The sequence below is a fragment of the Sedimentitalea sp. XS_ASV28 genome (assembly GCF_041224545.1).
In the GTDB taxonomy this organism is placed as follows: Bacteria; Pseudomonadota; Alphaproteobacteria; order Rhodobacterales; family Rhodobacteraceae; genus Sedimentitalea.
This window is the reverse complement of record NZ_JBGFGP010000166.1, coordinates 135,836-154,502: the sequence shown is the minus strand read 5'-3', so window position 1 is coordinate 154,502 and position 18,667 is coordinate 135,836. Positions and strand designations below refer to the sequence as shown.

Below are 18,667 nucleotides of genomic sequence, written 5' to 3'. Positions count from 1 at the left end.
GATCAGACTCCCGTGCTCCAGCGGGCGAAAACGCCCCAGAACCAGCCGAATTTTGCCGCGAAGGACACGAAGACCACCCAGACCAGGCTGAACGGCAGGAAGACTTTCCAGCCCAGCCGCATCAGCTGGTCATAGCGGTAACGCGGCGTGATCGCCTTGACCATCGCGAAGAGGAAGAAGAAGAACGCCATCTTGGCGACCATCCAGAGCACGCCATCCGGAAGCCCCGGGATCGGCGACAGCCAGCCGCCGAAGAACAGCAGCGAGGTCAGTGCGCACATCAGGAAGATGGCGATATATTCACCGGCCATGAACAACAGGAATGGCGTGGCGGAATATTCGACCTGGTATCCCGCGACCAGTTCCGACTCCGCTTCGGGAAGATCAAAGGGCGGGCGGTTGGTTTCCGCCAGCGCCGAGATGAAGAACAGGAACACCATCGGGAAGTGGGGCAGCCAGTACCAGCCGAAAAAGCCGAAACCGGTATCCTGTGCCCGCACGATGGCGCTGAAGTTCATCGAGCCCGTGGAAATGATCACGCCGATGATGATCAACCCGATGGACACCTCGTAAGAGATCATCTGCGCCGCCGAGCGCAGGCTGCCGAGGAACGGGTATTTCGAGTTCGACGCCCAGCCCCCCATGATCACGCCATAGACTTCGAGGCTCGATACCGCGAAGACATAGAGGATCGCCACGTTGATGTCGGAAAGCACCCAGCCGTCGCTGAACGGGATCACCGCCCAGGCGATCATCGCGAGCACAAAGCTGGTCAACGGCGCCAGAAGGAACACCGCGCGGTCCGCCCCGGCGGGGACGACCACCTCCTTGACGACGTATTTCAGCGCGTCCGCCACCGATTGCAGCAAGCCATAGACGCCCACGACATTGGGGCCGCGTCGCATCTGGACAGCGGCCCAGATCTTGCGGTCGCCATAGACAAGGAACAGCAGCGAGATCATCACGAAGGCAACCACGGCGAGCACTTGTGCAAGAACCAGCACCGCGATGCCGCCCGGAGTGGAAAAGAAATCAGCCATAGGTCCTCATACCGTCGGTATTCCGTTGTTCTGCTTGCGCGGCGGCCACGGGACAGGTGCCCGGCTTGTCCAGCTTGCATGGCAATGATGACGCGTTGGTGTAAACAGCATCTGCCGGCCATATACCAGCCTCTTCCGCGCATTTCGCGCGCAATTGATGCGCGGCAATCGCCAAGAGGTCTCGAGGGGTGCCCGATGGAGTTATGTTCCCCACACCGATCATTCCGCCGCGACCCGCGCCTGCCCGCGCGCCTTGTTGGCCGCCGACAGTTCGGCCATCAGCGTGCTGGCCCGCGCAATCGGATTGGTCAGGTAGAAATCGCTGATCGCGCAGCGGAAGGATGCCGAGCCGAGAGGCGCCTCGGGCAGCGGCTGAACCTCGTTTTCAGGAACCTCATCCACCTTGGCAAGGTGCGGCACCTCGGCGACCAGCGTGCGGCGCAGCTGTGCCAGCGAGTCATAGGGCAGCGCCTCACCCAACTCGGCACTCAACGCGCGCAGAATCGCCCAGTTTTCCTTGGCCTGCCCCGGCGGGAACCCGGAGCGCAACGCCAGTTGCGGGCGGCCCTCGGTGTTGACGAACAGCCCGGCCTCTTCGGTATAGGCCGCGCCGGGCAGGATGACGTCGGCGCGATGCGCACCGCGATCGCCGTGGCTGCCCTGATAGATCACAAAAGCCCCCTCGGCGATCTCGATCTCGTCGGCCCCGAGGTTATAGATCACATCCGCATCGTCGATGGCATCCATGCCGCGGTCATTGGTGCAGCCCACATCCATCGCACCAACCCGCCCGGCGGCGGTGTGCAGGATCAGCAGGCCGCTCGCCGTCGCCTCGGCGACCTGTTGCGCGGCAGCGAGAACAGCGGCGCCGTCCGCCTCCTGCAAGGCACCCTGCCCGACAATGACCAGCGAGGAGCGGTTGCGGATCTCATCGTCACCGCCCATGTCCACCACCTGCTGCAGCGCCGCGCGGTCCGTGCCGACATGGGCGTAATCGTAAGTGAGGTCCGCCGCCTGCCCGACAAGCGCGATGTCGGAGCCGCGCGCCCATGCGCGGCGGATCCGTGAGTTCAGAACCGGCGCTTCGACACGCGGGTTGGTGCCGATCAGCAGGATGCGCTCGGCCGTATCGATATCCTGGATCCGCGCCGTGCCGACATATGCACCGCGATTCCCCGCAGGCAGCCTGGCCCCGTCGGTACGGCATTCGACCACGCCACCGCGCCCCTCGATCAATTGCCTGAGCGCAAAGGCCGCTTCGACCGGGGCAAGATCGCCCACGACCCCGGCGGGAGTCTTGGCCGAGCCCAACGCGGCGGACGCGGCGGCCAGCGCCTCGCTCCAGCTTGCCGGGCGCAGCTTGCCATTCTCGCGCACATAGGGTTGATCGAGCCTTTGCCGGCGCAACCCGTCCCAGACAAAGCGGGTCTTGTCCGAAATCCATTCCTCATTCACGCCATCGTGGTTGCGCGGCAGGAACCGCATGACTTCGCGGCCCTTGGTGTCGATCCGGATATTCGAGCCAAGCGCGTCCATCACGTCGATGCTCTCGGTCTTGGTCAACTCCCACGGGCGCGCGGTGAACGCATAGGGTTTGGACACCAGCGCACCCACCGGGCACAGGTCGATGATATTGCCCTGCAGGTTGGAATCGAGCGTCTCGCCAAGATAGCTGGTGATCTCGGCATCCTCGCCACGCCCGGTCTGTCCCATCTGGGTGATCCCGGCAACCTCGGTGGTAAAGCGCACACAGCGCGTGCAGGAAATGCAGCGCGTCATGTGGGTTTCCACGAGCGGCCCGAGATCGAGGTCATCCGACGCCCGCTTGGCCTCGCGATAGCGCGAGAAATCGACGCCATATGCCATCGCCTGATCCTGCAGATCGCACTCGCCGCCCTGATCGCAGATAGGACAATCCAGCGGGTGGTTGATCAGCAGGAACTCCATCACCCCTTCGCGGGCCTTCTTGACCATGGGCGAATTGGTCTTGACCTGCGGTGCCTGCCCCTCGGGACCGGGCCGCAGGTCCCTGACCTGCATGGCGCAGGATGCCGCCGGTTTCGGCGGACCGCCGACAACCTCGACCAGACACATGCGGCAGTTCCCCGCGATCGACAGCCGCTCGTGATAGCAGAAACGCGGAATCTCCACGCCCGCCACTTCGCAGGCCTGAATCAGGGTCATCGCCCCATCCACTTCGATCTCGGTTCCGTCGATGTTGATCTTGCGCAGGTCAGACATGGTCTATCTCGCCTTCAGCAGCGCGCCGATCGCGCTGGATTTTGCTATCTCCGCACGACCGAACGCGCAGAAGGTTTCGGGTTTGTCGAGCACGACACCCTTTGATTTCAGGTAGCTTTCGCCCTTGGCGCGCATCCGGGCCTTCTCGGTGTCGGATTCGACATAGGCGCGGATCTCCGCATCGGTATAGCCCATCTCGTTGGCGCGTCCGCGCAGCTTGAACAGCGTGTTGTAACCCTTCAACCACCGCCCGCTGATGGTCTCGCATTTGCGCCCGACCTCGTTGGCCAAAGCGACCACGAACAAGGTGTCCTCGATCTCGGCGACCTCGCTCAGTGGGGGCCTGGATTGCGCCGCCGTCATCGTCGGGCCAATCGCAACAACAAGCAACGCCAGGGCACAGGTTTTCAATCGGATCATGTCGGCATCCTCCTGCAAGAAGGCCCGACAGCAACGATCGCCGGGATGATACGCAATATCATCCGCGCGTTATCACCGGCGATCGCGGCAAAACGGGTCATGGATCGCATTTCCCGCGGAAGGTGATGGTGTCATCCACGATCGCAAGGCGGCTGATCTCGGTTTCTGGGCCGATCGTCCAGGCGATTCTGGAGCTGCCGTAGTTGGTCACGCAATAGATCGTTCCCTGATATCGCGCGGCATCACGGGCACCGTCCACCGACTGCGACACCTTGTAGATGGTCGAGGTGAAATCGGCGCGCGATACCTTCTTGTCCACAGCCTTGGTCTTGGATTTGAAGATCACCCCGTCAAAAGCGATGCGGTTCGGATTGTCCCGCCCGCAGGCAACCGGCCCCGCAAGCGCGGCAACCAGCAGGAGCAGAACTGTTTTGCCGGACATACCCATATTATCCTACTCGCGAGTGGACCGGACGATAGACCGGTTCCTTTTCGATGACGGCAATCGAGTCGTGAATGTGCAGACCCGATACGATGCTGCCGAGTTCGGGATGGCGCATGCCCTTCCTGTGATACCAGCGGTGCATGTCATCGACAAGTTCACGGGCAAACCGGAAGAAATTCTGGTCGCTGTGATAGCCGCCGCCGTATTTCTCGATATAGGCGGTGTGCAGATCCTCGATCATGTAGACACCGCGCTCCTGCAAACGCGGAAACAGCGTCTCGAACGAGGTGCGTACATGCGGCATCCGGTGGCTGCCATCATCCAGAACCACGTCGATACCGCCCATTTCATCGACCAGCGCATTCAAAAAGTCCGGGTCCGCCTGGCTGCCGATACGCACCTGTGCGGCCTGACCGTCGAACTTCGCGCAGTGCTTTCTGATGTCGATGCCGTAGATCACCGCATCATCGCCAAGATAGTTGCGCCACATCTGCAGGCTGCCGCCCTTGTTGATGCCAATCTCCAGGAACCGCACCCCGGTTCCGCGAAACCGCGAGAAATAGCGATCATAGATCGGGATATAATGGTGCCACTTGTGTACCACGGCACCGCTATTGCCGGCAAAAACCGGCAGCATATCACCGTCATACCCATATTTCTCGCGGATATCGGCGGCCACGTCGCCATTTTCATCGAAACGGAAACGCCTCATGCTGCCTTGCCCCCGGAGATCAGCAGAAAACCTGCCTGCATTACCTTCATATCCACACCTTGCCTTACTCCGCCGCAACCGGGACGCAGCGCTTGTCCCGCCACATCGTCGCCTGATCCATCTGCGCCCAGCCGAACGCGGTTTCATCCGGACCATTCCGGCGCAGATGCTCAAGGCGCGCCAAGGCCTCATCCAGCGTCGGACGATGTCCCGCCGGGACCCACCACATGACGAAATGTTGTTCCCCGAGTATGTCGAACCACTCCCGGCGTCTATCGTAGAATTGCTTGTGCACCGTGCCCCAGACGAATTTCTCCAGCGCCGCCACATCTTGCCAGACGGTCAGGTTGGCGACGAACTGGGGATCGTTGCCGATGCTGTTCTCGGTGTTTCCGGTGCCCGGTTCGCCGGATCCTTCCATCATCCAGACAAAGCCCGGCATCCGCTTGCCCAGGCCATTGATCCGGTCGAGATTGTCCATGAAGTCGGCCACGCGCGGGTCATCCGTCGGCGCAACCAGACGCCCGACATTCAATTCCGCCAGATGATAGTCCTGCGTCCCGGTCACAGCGACACCACCCGTCTCGCAGCGCGGCACCGAACAGACACCACCGATGCCGATGCGGGCGCATATGTTTGCAAAGCTCTCATCCCTACTCCGCCGCCACGGCGCTGATCCGCCCGGTTCTCTTGTGCTTGATCCGATCCTCGATCTCGTCGCGGAAATGCCGGATCAGACCCTGAATCGGCCAGGCCGCAGCGTCACCCAATGCGCAGATCGTGTGGCCTTCGACCTGTTTGGTCACATCCAGCAGCATATCGATTTCCGCGACCTCTGCCTCTCCCGTGACCAGCCGGTCCATCACCCGCATCATCCAGCCCGTACCTTCGCGGCAGGGCGTGCACTGGCCACAGCTTTCGTGCTTGTAGAATTTGCTCAGCCGCCAGATCGCCTTGATGATGTCCGTCGAGTTGTCCATCACGATCACCGCCGCCGTGCCCAGCCCCGACCGCTGCTCGCGCAGCCAGTCGAAATCCATGATGCAATCTTCCTTCATGATCTTGCCGGGCAGGCAGGGCACCGACGAGCCGCCGGGAATCACCGCCTTGAGATTGTCCCATCCGCCACGAATGCCACCGCAGTGACGCTCGATCAGTTCCTCGAAACTGATGCTCATGGCCTCTTCGACGACGCAGGGGTTGTTCACATGCCCGCTGATCGCGAACAGCTTGGTCCCCGCATTATTGGGCCGCCCGAATGACGAGAACCACTCGGGACCCCGTCGCAGGACGGTTGGAACGACGGCGATGGATTCGACATTGTTCACCGTGGTCGGACAGCCGTAGAGCCCCGCCCCCGCTGGAAATGGCGGCTTCATGCGCGGCATGCCCTTTTTGCCTTCGAGGCTTTCGAGCAGCGCGGTTTCCTCGCCGCAGATATAGGCTCCGGCTCCATGATGCAGGAAAAGATCGAAATCCCAGCCCGATCCGGCGGCGTTCGGTCCCAGCAGCCCGGCATCATAGGCTTCGTCGATGGCCGCCTGCAAAGCCTCTCGCTCACGGATATATTCACCGCGAATGTAGATATAGCAGGTATTGGCATTCATAGCGAAAGACGCGATCAGGCATCCTTCGATCAACGTATGCGGATCGTGGCGCATGATCTCGCGATCCTTGCAGGTGCCCGGCTCGGATTCGTCGGCATTCACCACCAGATAGGCCGGACGCCCGTCGCTTTCCTTGGGCATGAACGACCATTTCAGGCCCGTCGGAAAACCCGCGCCACCGCGCCCGCGCAGGCCGGAATCCTTCATCTGCTGGATGATCCAGTCACGCCCCTTCTGGATCAGGCCAGCGGTTCCGTCCCAGTGCCCCCGCGCCCTGGCACCGGCCAGCGTCCGCTCGTGCATGCCATAAAGGTTGGTGAATATCCGGTCCTCGTCTTTCAGCATGGCTGCCTACCTTTGACTGTCCTGACGCATGCGCCAAAGTTGATATGTGTTGATCCCCGCATAGACGAAGCCGGCCAGGGCCATGAAATCGAAAAGCAGGGCGTACCGTCCGGGCAATCCGAGGGCCGGGCCGACAAAGATCGACAGAACGAGCCAGGCCACCCCCGTTCCGGCAATGACCAGGGCGATGTGACGGCCCTTGCGGGCAATGGCGATGTCGCGCTCGTTCTCCATTCTGTTCGGCCCGTCTGCCTGTCGCCTCATGCCGAGGCGGAGTTGTTCTCAAATCGCCACGTGCCCTTGCGCGCGGCAAGCTCCGTCTGACCGGGCAGCGCCTTGGAGGCCTTGACCAATGTGCTGGCCGACAGGCCGGGCAGTTGCCCGGCGGAGTCGGCGGCGACCGGTGCCGGGGGCGTTTCCTCGGTCAAGACCGGCTGCGACTCCGGCTCGGTGGGGGCCTGCGCCACCGGTTCAGCGGCCACCGGAGCAGTCCGGGGCTCGGGCGGTGCCGGTTGTGCGACCTCTCGCGTCACCTCGGTTTCCGTCGTGCCGGTCTTTGGCAGGAGCAGAACGCCAAGTCCGAAAATCACCAGCGCCCCGACCACCGCAAAGCCCGGGCCGCTTCCGGCGACAAGCAGGACGAGCCCGACAACGGCCCCGGCGATCGCTGCGGGGACCCAACTGCGTGAAGTCTTGTCTGATGTCGTGCTCATGGCCCAATTCCTTTTTGCTGCCGTTTCGCTCAGGTGTCGTATATCCCGTCTTTCTTGGCGCGCGCTGCAAATTCGGTTTCCTCGCCCGCCGCCAGCTTTCTGGCCTGCGCGACCCAGTCATCACGGCTGACCCGGCCCTTGAAACCGATCAGGTTGTCATCGACCCAGGCGACCTCGTCCGCGCTCCACGCCGCAATCTGATCGAAATGATAAACGCCAATGCCGTTCAGCACGCCTTCGAGTTTCGGGCCGACCCCCTTGATCAGCTTGAGATCATCGGCTCTCCCGCCCCGCGCGGCGTCAAGGAATTCCGGCTTTTGCCCGGTTTGCTCATCGGATGTGACCGTCTCTTGCCTTGCGGCGGCGGCTTCCGGTTTCGCAGCAGACCCTGCCTGATACTTCCAGTCCCCCTTGCGCGCGGCAAGTTCCTGCTGCCCCGGCAACCCGGCGGACGGCTTGATCCGTGCGGCGTCACCACCGTCGCGAGCTTTGGCAACCGGCGCGGGCTTTTCCGCGTCCTGCACCACGTCCTGAGCCTCGGGCGACGCGGACGGTTTGCCGGCATCATTTGCCGCGTCCTTGCGCCAGGGTGTCAGCAACGGCACCTCGGTGCCGTCGATCCGCTTGATGGTATCGCCGATATCCACCGCCAGTTGCGCGCTCGCGTTATACTTGGTGTGGCCGCTGTCGAATTCCTTGAGACTGGTCAGACCGCTCAGCGGTTCGGAGGCGAAGCGGCCATTCTGCGGCCCCGGAACCGGCACCTTGCCCGCCGCCAGTTCGTCGATGATTTCGCCGAAACGGTCGGCGGTCAGGTCCTCGTAGTAATCCTTGCCGATCTGCACCATCGGCGCGTTGGCACAGGAGCCGAGGCATTCCACCTCTTCCCAGCTGAACTTGCCATCCGCGGACAGGGTATGCGGTTTGGCGGCGATCTTTTCCTGGCAGACGCCCATCAGATCCTCGGCGCCGCAGATCATGCAGGACGTGGTTCCGCAAACCTGAAAATGCGCAACACTACCAACCGGTTGCAGTTGAAACATGAAGTAGAAGCTGGCAACTTCGAGCGCGCGGATATAGGCCATGCCGAGCATGTCGGCCACGGTTTCGATCGCCGGGCGGGTCAGCCAGCCTTCCTGTTCCTGCGCCCGCCACAGGAGTGGGATGACGGCGCTGGCCTGCCGGCCTTCGGGGTATTTGCTGATCTGCGCTTCGGCCCAGGCCATGTTGGCATCGGTGAAGGCAAAAGTTTCGGGCTGTTCGGAGTGCAGACGGCGGAGCATCAAATCGTCTTTCTGTTCACGCCGAGACGTCGGACGCCTCCGGCGGGAGTATTTTCACAAAGCTGAAGACTGGAGGGCAGCATCACCGGTCGATCTCCCCGAAGACGACATCCATGGTGCCGATGATCGCCGCCACGTCGGCAAGTTGATGACCGCCCGCAACGTGATCCATCGCCTGCAGGTGCAGGAAACCGGGCGCGCGGATCTTGGCACGGTAGGGCTTGTTGCTGCCATCCGCGACGAGGTAGACCCCGAATTCGCCCTTTGGCGCCTCGACGGCGGCATAGACCTCGCCCTCGGGCACGTGGAATCCCTCGGTATAAAGCTTGAAGTGATGAATCAGGCTTTCCATCGAGGTTTTCATGTCGCTGCGCGCCGGCGGTGTGATCTTGCCACGGGCAAGCACGTCGCCCCGGCCTTCGGGCGCGCGCAGCTTGGCGATGGCCTGGGTGATGATGTGCAGGGACTGGCGCATTTCCTCCATGCGCACGAGGTAGCGGTCATAGCAATCGCCGTTCTTGCCCACGGGGATCCGGAACTCGAACTCGTCATAGCATTCATAGGGCTGCGCGCGGCGCAAATCCCAGGCGAGGCCGGAGCCGCGCACCATCACGCCGGAGAAGCCGTAATCGAGTATGTCCTGCTCGGACACCACCCCGATATCGGCGTTGCGCTGCTTGAAGATGCGGTTTTCGGTCAGCAGCCCGTCGATATCCGCCAGCACGCGCGGGAAATCGGCGGCCCATGTCTCGATATCGTCGATCAGATCGTCGGGCAGATCCTGGTGCACGCCGCCGGGGCGGAAATAGGCCGCGTGCAGCCGCGCACCACAGGCCCGTTCGTAGAAGACCATCAGCTTTTCGCGCTCTTCAAAGCCCCAGAGCGGCGGGGTCAGCGCGCCGACATCCATCGCCTGCGTGGTCACGTTCAGCAGGTGGTTCAGGATGCGTCCGATCTCGGAGTAAAGCACCCGGATCAGACTGGCGCGGCGGGGCACCTCGACGCCGGTCAGCTTTTCGATGGCCAGGCACCAGGCGTGTTCCTGATTCATCGGCGCCACGTAGTCGAGACGGTCGAAATAGGGCAGGTTCTGCAGGTAGGTGCGGCTCTCCATCAGCTTTTCTGTGCCGCGATGCAACAGGCCGATATGCGGGTCGCAACGCTCGACGATCTCGCCATCCAGTTCCAGCACCAGCCGCAACACGCCATGTGCTGCCGGGTGCTGGGGTCCGAAATTGATGTTGAAATTGCGGATTCTCTGCTCGCCCGTCAGGGCGTCGGTCGAACCGTCGTCAAATTTCGAGCCGTCCATCTATAGTTTCTCCAGCTCTTGCAACTTGATACCCATCCACCACAACAGGGCGATGGTTCCGAACGGGACGAGGCACGCCACGGCCCAGTACTTGTTGATGCCAAAGAACGGCAACAGCTTGAGCATCGGTATCGCCGTCAGGGCCGACAGGATCAGCCACCACAATCCGTCCATCACTTGGCCTCCGGTTTCTCATCCCCTGGCAGGATGTACTCGGCCCCTTCCCACGGGCTCATGAAATCGAACTGGCGGTATTCCTGCACCAGCGACACGGGTTCGTAGACGACGCGCTTTTCGGCCTCGTCATAGCGCACCTCGATATAGCCGGTGGTCGGGAAATCCTTGCGCAGCGGATGGCCACGAAAGCCGTAATCCGTCAGGATGCGGCGCAGATCCGGATGGCCGGTGAACAGGATGCCGAACATGTCGAAGACTTCGCGCTCGAACCAGTTGGCCGAGGGGTGAACCTCGATGATCGACGGCACCATGTCCTCATCCCGCAGACCGACCCGCAGGCGGATTCGGTGATTCTGGTACATCGACAGAAAATGATAGACCACGTCGAAACGCTTGGCCCGGTCCGGGTAATCCACCGCCGTGATGTCGACCAGGGTCGAGAACCTGCAGGTCGCGTCCGACTTAAGGAATTCGACGAAGGGCACGATCGACCCCGGCGTGACATCCACGTTCAACTCGCCATGCGACACATCCCATGACAGCACGGAATCCGGGCGCTTGAGTTCGATATGCGTGCCAAGTTCCTTCAGTGCATCGCTCATCTTACGATCGTCCCCGTGCGGCGAATCTTGCGTTGCAGCTGCATCAGCCCATATAGCAACGCCTCGGCGGTGGGCGGGCACCCCGGAACATAGATATCGACCGGAACCACACGGTCACAGCCCCGGACGACCGAGTAGCTGTAATGGTAATAGCCGCCGCCATTGGCGCAGGACCCCATCGAGATCACGTAACGCGGCTCGGGCATCTGGTCATAGACCTTGCGCAGGGCCGGCGCCATCTTGTTGGTCAGTGTTCCGGCAACGATCATCACGTCCGACTGTCGCGGAGAGGCACGCGGCGCGATACCGAACCGTTCGGCATCATAGCGCGGCATCGAGGTATGCATCATTTCAACCGCGCAGCAGGCAAGCCCGAAGGTCATCCAGTGCAGGCTGCCGGTACGCGCCCAGTTGATGATGTCTTCGGTCGACGTCAGCAGAAAGCCCTTGTCCTGCAATTCCGCGTTGAGGGCCCGTGTGGCGACCTCCTTGTCGGCACCGGCGGTGTTAGCACCCGTTTGCACGGCAGTCTGACCTACTCCCATTCCATCGCCCCCTTCTTCCATTCATAGGCGAAGCCAAGCGTCAGCACGGCGAGGAAGGCCATCATCGACCAGAAGGCCGCGTCGCTCAGATCCTTGAAGCCGACAGCCCAGGGAAACAGAAAGGCAATTTCGAGGTCGAAAATGATGAACAGGATCGAGACAAGGTAGAATCGAACGTCGAATTTCATCCGCGCATCGTCAAACGCGTTAAAGCCACACTCATAGGCGCTGACCTTTTCAGGATCCGGATTGCGCACAGCCAGGATCACCGCTGCCAGGATCAGAACGATTCCAAGCCCTGTCGCGACGATCAGAAACACCAGGATCGGGAGGTATTCCCGCAACATCTCTTCCACGAGCGTCTCCATTTTTGCTGCGCGCGGTCTCACGCGACGCTGACTAGGGATTTGTCTACTCTTGACGATCCGGGGGGTCAACCAAGGGAAACTCTGGCAGGCTGGGCGTTATCGACACAGGGGACGACCGGTTTTGCCGATGTCTCGGCGTTCTCGGCGTACTTGACGCAGGGGTAACGGCATGTGTTCATGGCGCCGGATCACCAGTAAATATGGAGAATGAAATGCATTTGGCCCTGACCCGCGCCAGCGGTTTTGCCCGCGACCTGGGCATTGAGCGGCCCATTCTGCTCGCCCCGATGGCGGGCGCCTGTCCGGTATCGCTATCGGCGGCGGTGGCCGCGGGGGGCGGGCTGGGGGCCTGTGGCGCATTGCTGATGTCACCGGAGCAGATTGCCGGCTGGGCACGCGACATGCGTGAAACCTCGAATGGCGGGTTCCAGATGAACATCTGGATCCCCGATCCCGCACCGAAACGGGATGCGGCCCATGAGGAACGGCTGCGCGCCCATCTGGCGGAGTGGGGGCCGGCTGTTCCCACGGATGCTGCGGAAACACCGATGCTCGATTTTGACGCGCAGTGCCAGGCGATGCTCGCGGCCTCTCCGGCGGCGATGTCCTCGATCATGGGGGTGTTCCCGCCCGACGTCGTGACCGAGATCAAGGCGCGCGGCACCCGGTGGTTTGCCACCGTCACCACGGTCGCCGAGGCGCGCGCCGCTGCGGCGGCGGGAGCGGACGTGATTGTCGCACAGGGGATGGAGGCGGGGGGGCATCGCGGGGCCTTTGACGCGGATCGGGCGGCCACCGCGCTGGTCGGGCTGTTCGCGCTGCTTCCGGCGGTGGTGGACGCGGTGGACGTGCCGGTCGTGGCGACCGGAGGCATCGCCGATGCGCGCGGCATCGCGGCGGCGCTGATGCTGGGCGCGTCGGCAGTGCAGATCGGCACCGGGTTCCTGCGCACGCCCGAGGCAGGAACCAATCCCACATGGGCCGACGCCCTGGCGCGGACCGCGCCCGAAGACACCATCGCAACGCGGGCATTTTCCGGGCGTCTGGGCCGTTCGGTGCGCAACGCCTATACGGCGGCGGATGGCCCGGAACCGGCACCCTACCCGATCCAGCGATCGCTCACCGGCCCGATGCGCGCGCAGGCGGCCAGGGATGGCAATATCGATGCGATGCAGGCCTGGGCCGGACAGGCCGCCGCCCGCGCATCGGACGAACCGGCGGCCCGGATCGTCACCCGGCTCTGGGAGGAAACCCTGACGCTCTTCGGTTGACGCGGCTCAGGACATCCATGCGGCCTTGCGCTTGTCGAAGAACGCGGCAATGCCTTCGGCGGCCTCTGCGGTTTCCCAGCGATCGACAAGCGCGCGGATCGTCATGTCGATCGCGGCCTCATCCACCTGAGACGCCAGATCGCGCACCAGTTTCTTGGCCGATGCCACCGCGCCCGGCGCGCAGGACAGGTACGGTACGACTTCGCGCTCGACCGCCTCGGCCAGGTCGCCGGCCGCAACCGTGCGCGCCAGCAGCCCCAGATCAACCGCTTCCGCCGCATCAAACAGCCGCGCCGACATGAAGACGCGCCGCGCCCTCGCCTCGCCCATCCGGGCCACGACATAGGGTCCGATGGTCGCGGGGATCAATCCGAGACGGGTTTCCGTCAGCCCCATCCTGACGTGATCCACACCGATCGCCACGTCGCAGACACTGATCAGTCCGAGACCGCCGCCAAAGGCGTTGCCCTGCACCGCACCGATCACCGGTTTCGGCAGGGTGTTCAGCGCGCCCAGCATCTCGGCCAGCTTGCGCGCCTCGCGAAAGCGGGTTTCACCATCGGCCGCCATCTGCGCCTGCATCCAGCCCAGGTCGCCACCGGCGCAGAACGATTTGCCCTGCGCGGCCAGCACGACCACCCGCACCGCATCGTCCGCGCCCATTTGCGCGGCGGCTTGCGTCAACTCGGCAATCATCTGCGCCGACATGGCATTGTGCTTGTCCACCCGAACCAGCGTCAGCGTCGCAACACCGCGTGCATCCTTGGCGATTTCAATTGTCTCGTACATCACACCCCCCCGCGCATCGCGCGCGCCATGTCCGCCGCCTTGCGCAGCACATCAGGTTTCAGACCGGTCGAATAGCCCTGCCGCTGCAGATGCGCGGCAACCGCTTCGGTGGCGACATTGCCGCTTGCGCCGGGCGCATAGGGGCAGCCGCCAAGGCCGCCAACAGCCGCGTCGAACACCCGCACCCCAAGCGACAGCGACGCATCGATATTGGCGAGTGCGCGCCCTGCCGTATCGTGGTAATGCCCGGCCAGCCGCGACACCGGCACATGATTGCGCACCGCCATCAGCATGCGTGCGATGCTGTCCGGCGTGGCCTGACCGATCGTGTCGCCAAGCGAGATTTCGTAGCAGCCGTATCCAAACAGCGTATCCGCCAGTTCGGCGACCCGCGCGGGATCGGTCTTGCCGTCATAGGGGCAGTCGGTCACGCAGGAAATATATCCGCGCACCGGCAAATCCACGTGACGCGCGGCTGCGAGAATGGGTTTGAAACGCTCGATGGATTCGGCGATCGTCGCGTTCACATTCGCCTTGGAAAACCCTTCGCTCGCCGAGGCAAACACCGCGATCTCGTCAGCCTGTGCCGCAAGCGCATCATCATAGCCGCGCATGTTCGGCGTCAGCGCCGCATAGCGCACGCCCGGAACACGGGTGATACCGGCCAGCACCTCGGCACTGCCCGCCATCTGCGGTACCCATTTCGGGGATACGAAACTCGCCACTTCGATCCGCGAGAATCCCGCACCGCTCAGGCAATCCACCAGCGCGACCTTCTCCCCGACCGGGATCTCGCGCTTTTCGTTTTGCAGACCGTCACGCGGCCCGACTTCGAAAATCTCTACCGACTCGCTCATTGTCTCTCCCACCGTTACATGACCTGTGCCGTTCAGTCGTCTTCGGGTTCCAGCCGCACCAGCGCCGCGCCGGCCTCGACCTGGGAACCGGCGGCTGCCAGCACCTCGGCAACGATACCGTCGCGCGCCGCAAGCAACGCGTGTTCCATCTTCATGGCCTCCAGTACCGCGAGGCGGTCGCCCGCAGCAACTGCTTGTCCGACTTCCGCAAACACCGCCTTGACCAGCCCCGGCATCGGCGCCTCGATCAGATTGCCATCGCCGGCGGCCCCCGCCGCACGCTCCAGCGGGTCGACGATGTCGAAGGCAATGCCATAGCTGTCAAACACGGTGACGACACCTGCGGCGCAGGCGGTGTCCGGCATCGGTTCTCCATCGACCAACCAGCGCCCGCCGACCCGCATCGCGGTCACGTCGCGATCACCCACGGTCCAGGATTGCCGGTCAGGGCCGTCGGCCCGCATCTGCAACTCGGCCGGTTCGCCCTGCCACGCGAGCGTCACCGCGCGAACCAGCGGCCCCCACAGGGTAAAGCCCGTCGCCCAGTCGCCGCCCGTCATGCCAAGCGCAACCATGCCCGCCGCCACCCAATGACGCGGTTCCGGGTCGGCGGTGGCGATCAGACCGTCGATGTCGCGCCCGATCAGGCCGGTATCCACATCACCCGACGCGAACCCCGCATGCCGCGTCAATGCGCCGAGAAACGCGAGATTGGTAACCGTGCCCGCCACTTCGGTCCGCGCCAAAGCGCGATCCAGCCGGGCCAGCGCCACCGCGCGGGTCGGGCCATGTACCGTGACCTTGGCGATCATCGGATCATACCACGGCGAGATCACGTCCCCCGAACGGACCCCGCTGTCGGCGCGGCAATCGTCGGGGAAAGACAGATGCGTCAGGGTGCCGGTGGCAGGCAGAAACCCCTTTGGCACATCCTCGGCATAAAGCCGCGCCTCGAACGCGTGCCCGTTGATCGCCAGTTCCTCTTGCGCGGCAGGCAGCGCTTCTCCGGAGGCGACGCGCAACTGCCATTCCACCAGATCGACACCGGTGATCGCCTCGGTCACCGGGTGCTCGACCTGAAGGCGGGTGTTCATTTCCATGAACCAGAAGCGGTCCGGCCGCAGCCCCTCGCTCGCATCGACGATGAATTCCACGGTTCCGGCCCCCGCATAGCCGATGGCTTCGGCGGCGCGCACGCCCGCCTGCCCCATCGCCGCGCGCATGTCGTCCGTCATGCCCGGTGCCGGTGCCTCTTCGATCACCTTCTGGTGACGCCGCTGCAACGAGCAGTCCCGCTCGAACAGGTGCACCGCCCGCGTCCCGTCGCCAAAGACCTGCACCTCGATATGACGCGGTTTGGCGACGAATTTCTCGACCAGGACGGCATCGTTGCCGAAAGCGGTCCGGGCCTCGCCGCGCGCGCTGTCCAGCGCGGCCGCGAAATCCGCCGCCTTTTCCACCAGCCGCATGCCCTTGCCGCCGCCGCCCGCAACCGCCTTGATCAGCACCGGATAGCCGATCTCCTCTGCCGCCGCCGCGAGGTGGGCCGGATCCTGGTTGTCGCCGTGATAGCCCGGCACCACGGGCACACCGGCCTTTTCCATCAGCGCCTTGGCCGCGTCCTTGAGGCCCATCTTGCGGATGGCGTCGCCGGACGGCCCGATAAATGTCAGCCCGGCGGCCTGCACCTCGTCGACGAAATCCGGGTTTTCGGACAGAAACCCATAGCCGGGGTGGATCGCCTGCGCGCCGGTCTCGCGGGCCGCCTGAATGATGCGCCCGCCCAGCAGATAGCTCTCGGCCGGGGCAGAACCGCCGATATGCACCGCCCTGTCCGCCATCTGCACATGCCTGGCCGCGGCATCGGCGTCCGAATAGACGGCGACGCAGCGCACGCCGATCTTCTGCGCGGTTTCCATGATGCGGCAGGCGATTTCTCCGCGGTTGGCAATCAGTATCGTGTCAAACATCACTCTGATCCTTTGGCTGTTCGGGTCGCCGGGGGCCAGCCCCCGGACCCCCGGGATATTTCAGGCAGGAAAAAGGTCAAAACCGCCGCGCATTCGTAACGCGCCGCTTGCCTCGGGCGGCGGCAAAACCGATGCCGGACAGGATGCGCCATGCCGGTTCCGGCGCGGCATTGCACCCGGGAGGCCACCGGAATGGCTCACATCCGGAACACGCCGAACCGCGTGTCTTCGATCGGGGCATTCAGGGCGGCAGACAGGCTCAGCGCCAGAACCTCGCGTGATTTGCGCGGGTCGATCACCCCGTCATCCCAGAGCCGCGCGCTGGCGTAGAGCGGGTGCGACTGGTGTTCGAACATGTCGATTGTCGGGCGCTTGAATTCGGCCTCTTCCTCGGGCGACCATGCACCGCCGCCGCGCTCGATGGCGTCACGCTTGACGGTCGCCAGGACGCCGGCGGCCTGCTCGCCGCCCATGACCGAAATCCGGCTGTTGGGCCATGTCCACAGGAAGCGTGGCTGATAGGCGCGCCCGGCCATGCCGTAATTGCCCGCGCCGAACGAGCCGCCGACCAGCATGGTGATCTTGGGCACGTTGGTGGTGGCCACCGCCGTCACCAGCTTGGCACCATGCCGCGCGATGCCTTCGTTCTCGTATTTGCGCCCCACCATGAAGCCGGTAATGTTCTGCAGGAAAACCAGAGGGATTTTCCGCTGCGAGCAGAGTTCGACGAAATGCGCGCCTTTTTGCGCGGCTTCGGAGAACAGCACACCGTTATTGGCGATGATCCCGATCGGGCAGCCCTTGAGATGCGCGAACCCGGTTACCAGCGTTTCGCCGAAGCGGGGCTTGAACTCGTCGAAACGGCTGCCGTCCACAAGCCGCAGGATGACCTCGCGGATGTCATAGGGCGTCCGCAGGTCGGCGGGCACGACGCCGAGGATTTCATCCGGGTCGTGGGCCGGCTCTTCGGGGGCTTCCCATTGAACCGTCCGGGGCCTGCCCCGGTTCAGCGATGCCACCGCCCGGCGCGCCAATGCCAGCGCATGGGCGTCGTCCTCGGCGAGATAGTCGGCCACGCCCGAGAGCCGGGTATGCACATCGCCGCCGCCGAGATCCTCGGCGCTGACCACCTCGCCGGTCGCGGCCTTGACCAGCGGCGGACCGGCGAGGAAGATCGTGCCCTGTTCGCGGACGATGATGGTGACATCCGACATCGCCGGCACGTAGGCGCCACCCGCCGTACAGGAGCCCATCACCACGGCGATTTGCGGGATGCCCTTGCCGCTCATCCGGGCCTGATTGTAGAAAATCCGCCCGAAATGGTCGCGATCCGGAAACACCTCGTCCTGATTGGGCAGGTTGGCGCCGCCGCTGTCCACGAGATAGATGCACGGAAGGTGGTTCTCCTCGGCAATCTCCTGCGCGCGCAGGTGCTTCTTGACGGTCATCGGATAGTAGGTGCCGCCCTTTACCGTGGCGTCGTTGCAGACCACCATGACCTCCTGGCCCTGGACACGTCCGATCCCCGCGATCACGCCGGCGCAGGGGGCCGCGCCGTCATACATGTCATGCGCCGCCGTTGCACCGATCTCGAGGAAAGGCGAACCCGCATCCAGCAGGTTGGCAACCCGCCGGCGCGGCAGCATCTTGCCCCGGCTCTCATGGCGCGCGCGGGATTTTTCGCCGCCACCGATCCGGGCGGCCTCGGCGGCACCGCGGATGATCTCCAGCGCCTCAAGATGCGCCGCACGGTTCTGTTTGAAACCGTCCGAAGACGGCAGAGCGCTTGATGTCAGTCTCACGGTTCAGCCTCCTGTTGCGCCGCGACGCGACGATTGAGTTGCCGGGGCCTCGCCGTCTGACGAGCACCGGGCAGCCTGATGGAAGATACAACTTCCTTTTCATATGAGCGCCTTATCAGGCGATCCTCAACATATACTCAAGCGATCCAGCAGCCGGATCCCGACGCG

The 18,667-nt window shown here is 63.6% G+C and carries 20 protein-coding genes; 1 reads left to right on the top strand and 19 read right to left on the bottom strand.

All coding sequences use genetic code 11. The annotated features are described in order from the left end of the window. Positions 1 to 2: 2 nt before the first annotated feature. The 15 genes from nuoH to AB9K34_RS19720 all read right to left on the bottom strand — a co-directional run bounded on the left by nuoH (position 3) and on the right by AB9K34_RS19720 (position 11,798). The gene (gene nuoH / locus AB9K34_RS19790) at positions 3 to 1,040 is read right to left on the bottom strand and encodes an NADH-quinone oxidoreductase subunit NuoH (RefSeq protein ID WP_369956210.1); all 1,038 of its coding nucleotides are present in this window, start codon (positions 1,038 to 1,040) and stop codon (positions 3 to 5) included. A gap of 219 nt (positions 1,041 to 1,259) precedes the next feature. After that, positions 1,260 to 3,281, bottom strand: coding sequence for an NADH-quinone oxidoreductase subunit NuoG (gene nuoG / locus AB9K34_RS19785; RefSeq protein ID WP_369956209.1), 2,022 nt, complete (start codon positions 3,279 to 3,281; stop codon positions 1,260 to 1,262). A gap of 3 nt (positions 3,282 to 3,284) precedes the next feature. Then, on the bottom strand, positions 3,285 to 3,701 hold the full coding sequence (locus tag AB9K34_RS19780; RefSeq protein ID WP_369956208.1) for a DUF5333 domain-containing protein: 417 nt from the start codon (positions 3,699 to 3,701) through the stop codon (positions 3,285 to 3,287). 97 nt (positions 3,702 to 3,798) lie between these two features. Next, positions 3,799 to 4,143 carry a hypothetical protein gene (locus AB9K34_RS19775; protein WP_369956207.1) on the bottom strand — a complete coding sequence of 115 codons (345 nt, stop codon included), beginning with the start codon at positions 4,141 to 4,143 and terminating at the stop codon, positions 3,799 to 3,801. 7 nt (positions 4,144 to 4,150) lie between these two features. Beyond that, positions 4,151 to 4,858, bottom strand: a complete 708-nt coding sequence (locus AB9K34_RS19770; protein WP_369956205.1) for a class I SAM-dependent methyltransferase — start codon at positions 4,856 to 4,858, stop codon at positions 4,151 to 4,153. Between the two features lie 64 nt (positions 4,859 to 4,922). Next, entirely contained in the window at positions 4,923 to 5,426 is a 504-nt protein-coding gene (locus AB9K34_RS19765; RefSeq protein ID WP_369956204.1) for a DUF3291 domain-containing protein, read from the bottom strand. 85 nt (positions 5,427 to 5,511) lie between these two features. Next, on the bottom strand, positions 5,512 to 6,810 hold the full coding sequence (nuoF, locus tag AB9K34_RS19760; RefSeq protein ID WP_369956202.1) for an NADH-quinone oxidoreductase subunit NuoF: 1,299 nt from the start codon (positions 6,808 to 6,810) through the stop codon (positions 5,512 to 5,514). A gap of 6 nt (positions 6,811 to 6,816) precedes the next feature. Then, positions 6,817 to 7,044: a DUF5337 domain-containing protein gene (locus tag AB9K34_RS19755; RefSeq protein ID WP_369956201.1), complete on the bottom strand. Its 228-nt coding sequence runs from the start codon at positions 7,042 to 7,044 to the stop codon at positions 6,817 to 6,819. A 26-nt stretch (positions 7,045 to 7,070) separates the two neighbouring features. Then, a complete protein-coding gene (locus tag AB9K34_RS19750; protein WP_369956200.1) occupies positions 7,071 to 7,523 on the bottom strand; it encodes a hypothetical protein in 453 nt (150 codons plus the stop codon). Positions 7,524 to 7,552: 29 nt separating this feature from the next. After that, a complete protein-coding gene (locus tag AB9K34_RS19745) occupies positions 7,553 to 8,806 on the bottom strand; it encodes an NADH-quinone oxidoreductase subunit E (protein ID WP_369956199.1) in 1,254 nt (417 codons plus the stop codon). Between the two features lie 82 nt (positions 8,807 to 8,888). Next, a complete protein-coding gene (locus AB9K34_RS19740; protein WP_369956198.1) occupies positions 8,889 to 10,118 on the bottom strand; it encodes an NADH-quinone oxidoreductase subunit D in 1,230 nt (409 codons plus the stop codon). Beyond that, on the bottom strand, positions 10,119 to 10,292 hold the full coding sequence (locus tag AB9K34_RS19735) for a hypothetical protein (RefSeq protein ID WP_369956197.1): 174 nt from the start codon (positions 10,290 to 10,292) through the stop codon (positions 10,119 to 10,121). Next, positions 10,292 to 10,897 carry an NADH-quinone oxidoreductase subunit C gene (locus AB9K34_RS19730; protein ID WP_369956196.1) on the bottom strand — a complete coding sequence of 202 codons (606 nt, stop codon included), beginning with the start codon at positions 10,895 to 10,897 and terminating at the stop codon, positions 10,292 to 10,294. The genes AB9K34_RS19735 and AB9K34_RS19730 overlap by 1 nt, the downstream gene beginning before the upstream one ends. Then, positions 10,894 to 11,442 carry an NADH-quinone oxidoreductase subunit B family protein gene (locus tag AB9K34_RS19725; RefSeq protein ID WP_369956194.1) on the bottom strand — a complete coding sequence of 183 codons (549 nt, stop codon included), beginning with the start codon at positions 11,440 to 11,442 and terminating at the stop codon, positions 10,894 to 10,896. The genes AB9K34_RS19730 and AB9K34_RS19725 overlap by 4 nt, the downstream gene beginning before the upstream one ends. Further along, positions 11,433 to 11,798 (bottom strand): NADH-quinone oxidoreductase subunit A, encoded by a 366-nt coding sequence (locus AB9K34_RS19720; RefSeq protein ID WP_369956496.1) that lies wholly within the window; start codon positions 11,796 to 11,798, stop codon positions 11,433 to 11,435. The genes AB9K34_RS19725 and AB9K34_RS19720 overlap by 10 nt, the downstream gene beginning before the upstream one ends. 224 nt (positions 11,799 to 12,022) lie before the next feature. Here AB9K34_RS19720 and AB9K34_RS19715 point away from each other — a divergent pair, with 224 nt between their 5' ends. Then, a complete protein-coding gene (locus AB9K34_RS19715; protein ID WP_369956193.1) occupies positions 12,023 to 13,081 on the top strand; it encodes an NAD(P)H-dependent flavin oxidoreductase in 1,059 nt (352 codons plus the stop codon). A gap of 6 nt (positions 13,082 to 13,087) precedes the next feature. On the opposite strand, the gene AB9K34_RS19710 is transcribed toward AB9K34_RS19715, so the two are convergent. From AB9K34_RS19710 to AB9K34_RS19695, 4 genes are all read right to left on the bottom strand, one after another. Beyond that, on the bottom strand, positions 13,088 to 13,870 hold the full coding sequence (locus tag AB9K34_RS19710; RefSeq protein ID WP_369956191.1) for a crotonase/enoyl-CoA hydratase family protein: 783 nt from the start codon (positions 13,868 to 13,870) through the stop codon (positions 13,088 to 13,090). Continuing rightward, positions 13,870 to 14,727, bottom strand: coding sequence for a hydroxymethylglutaryl-CoA lyase (locus tag AB9K34_RS19705; RefSeq protein ID WP_369956190.1), 858 nt, complete (start codon positions 14,725 to 14,727; stop codon positions 13,870 to 13,872). The genes AB9K34_RS19710 and AB9K34_RS19705 overlap by 1 nt, the downstream gene beginning before the upstream one ends. 32 nt (positions 14,728 to 14,759) lie before the next feature. Further along, entirely contained in the window at positions 14,760 to 16,697 is a 1,938-nt protein-coding gene (locus AB9K34_RS19700; protein ID WP_369956189.1) for a biotin carboxylase N-terminal domain-containing protein, read from the bottom strand. Positions 16,698 to 16,894: 197 nt separating this feature from the next. Next, on the bottom strand, positions 16,895 to 18,499 hold the full coding sequence (locus AB9K34_RS19695) for a carboxyl transferase domain-containing protein (protein ID WP_369956188.1): 1,605 nt from the start codon (positions 18,497 to 18,499) through the stop codon (positions 16,895 to 16,897). Positions 18,500 to 18,667 lie beyond the last annotated feature (168 nt).

Coding starts and splice junctions, on each gene's coding strand:
- nuoH (WP_369956210.1), bottom strand. CDS start 1,040: ATGGCTGATTTCTTTTCCACTCCGGGCGGCATCGCGGTGCTGGTTCTT.
- nuoG (WP_369956209.1), bottom strand. CDS start 3,281: ATGTCTGACCTGCGCAAGATCAACATCGACGGAACCGAGATCGAAGTG.
- AB9K34_RS19780 (WP_369956208.1), bottom strand. CDS start 3,701: ATGATCCGATTGAAAACCTGTGCCCTGGCGTTGCTTGTTGTTGCGATT.
- AB9K34_RS19775 (WP_369956207.1), bottom strand. CDS start 4,143: ATGTCCGGCAAAACAGTTCTGCTCCTGCTGGTTGCCGCGCTTGCGGGG.
- AB9K34_RS19770 (WP_369956205.1), bottom strand. CDS start 4,858: ATGAGGCGTTTCCGTTTCGATGAAAATGGCGACGTGGCCGCCGATATC.
- nuoF (WP_369956202.1), bottom strand. CDS start 6,810: ATGCTGAAAGACGAGGACCGGATATTCACCAACCTTTATGGCATGCAC.
- AB9K34_RS19755 (WP_369956201.1), bottom strand. CDS start 7,044: ATGGAGAACGAGCGCGACATCGCCATTGCCCGCAAGGGCCGTCACATC.
- AB9K34_RS19750 (WP_369956200.1), bottom strand. CDS start 7,523: ATGAGCACGACATCAGACAAGACTTCACGCAGTTGGGTCCCCGCAGCG.
- AB9K34_RS19745 (WP_369956199.1), bottom strand. CDS start 8,806: ATGCTCCGCCGTCTGCACTCCGAACAGCCCGAAACTTTTGCCTTCACC.
- AB9K34_RS19740 (WP_369956198.1), bottom strand. CDS start 10,118: ATGGACGGCTCGAAATTTGACGACGGTTCGACCGACGCCCTGACGGGC.
- AB9K34_RS19735 (WP_369956197.1), bottom strand. CDS start 10,292: ATGGACGGATTGTGGTGGCTGATCCTGTCGGCCCTGACGGCGATACCG.
- AB9K34_RS19730 (WP_369956196.1), bottom strand. CDS start 10,897: ATGAGCGATGCACTGAAGGAACTTGGCACGCATATCGAACTCAAGCGC.
- AB9K34_RS19725 (WP_369956194.1), bottom strand. CDS start 11,442: ATGGGAGTAGGTCAGACTGCCGTGCAAACGGGTGCTAACACCGCCGGT.
- AB9K34_RS19715 (WP_369956193.1), top strand. CDS start 12,023: ATGCATTTGGCCCTGACCCGCGCCAGCGGTTTTGCCCGCGACCTGGGC.
- AB9K34_RS19710 (WP_369956191.1), bottom strand. CDS start 13,870: ATGTACGAGACAATTGAAATCGCCAAGGATGCACGCGGTGTTGCGACG.
- AB9K34_RS19705 (WP_369956190.1), bottom strand. CDS start 14,727: ATGAGCGAGTCGGTAGAGATTTTCGAAGTCGGGCCGCGTGACGGTCTG.
- AB9K34_RS19700 (WP_369956189.1), bottom strand. CDS start 16,697: ATGTTTGACACGATACTGATTGCCAACCGCGGAGAAATCGCCTGCCGC.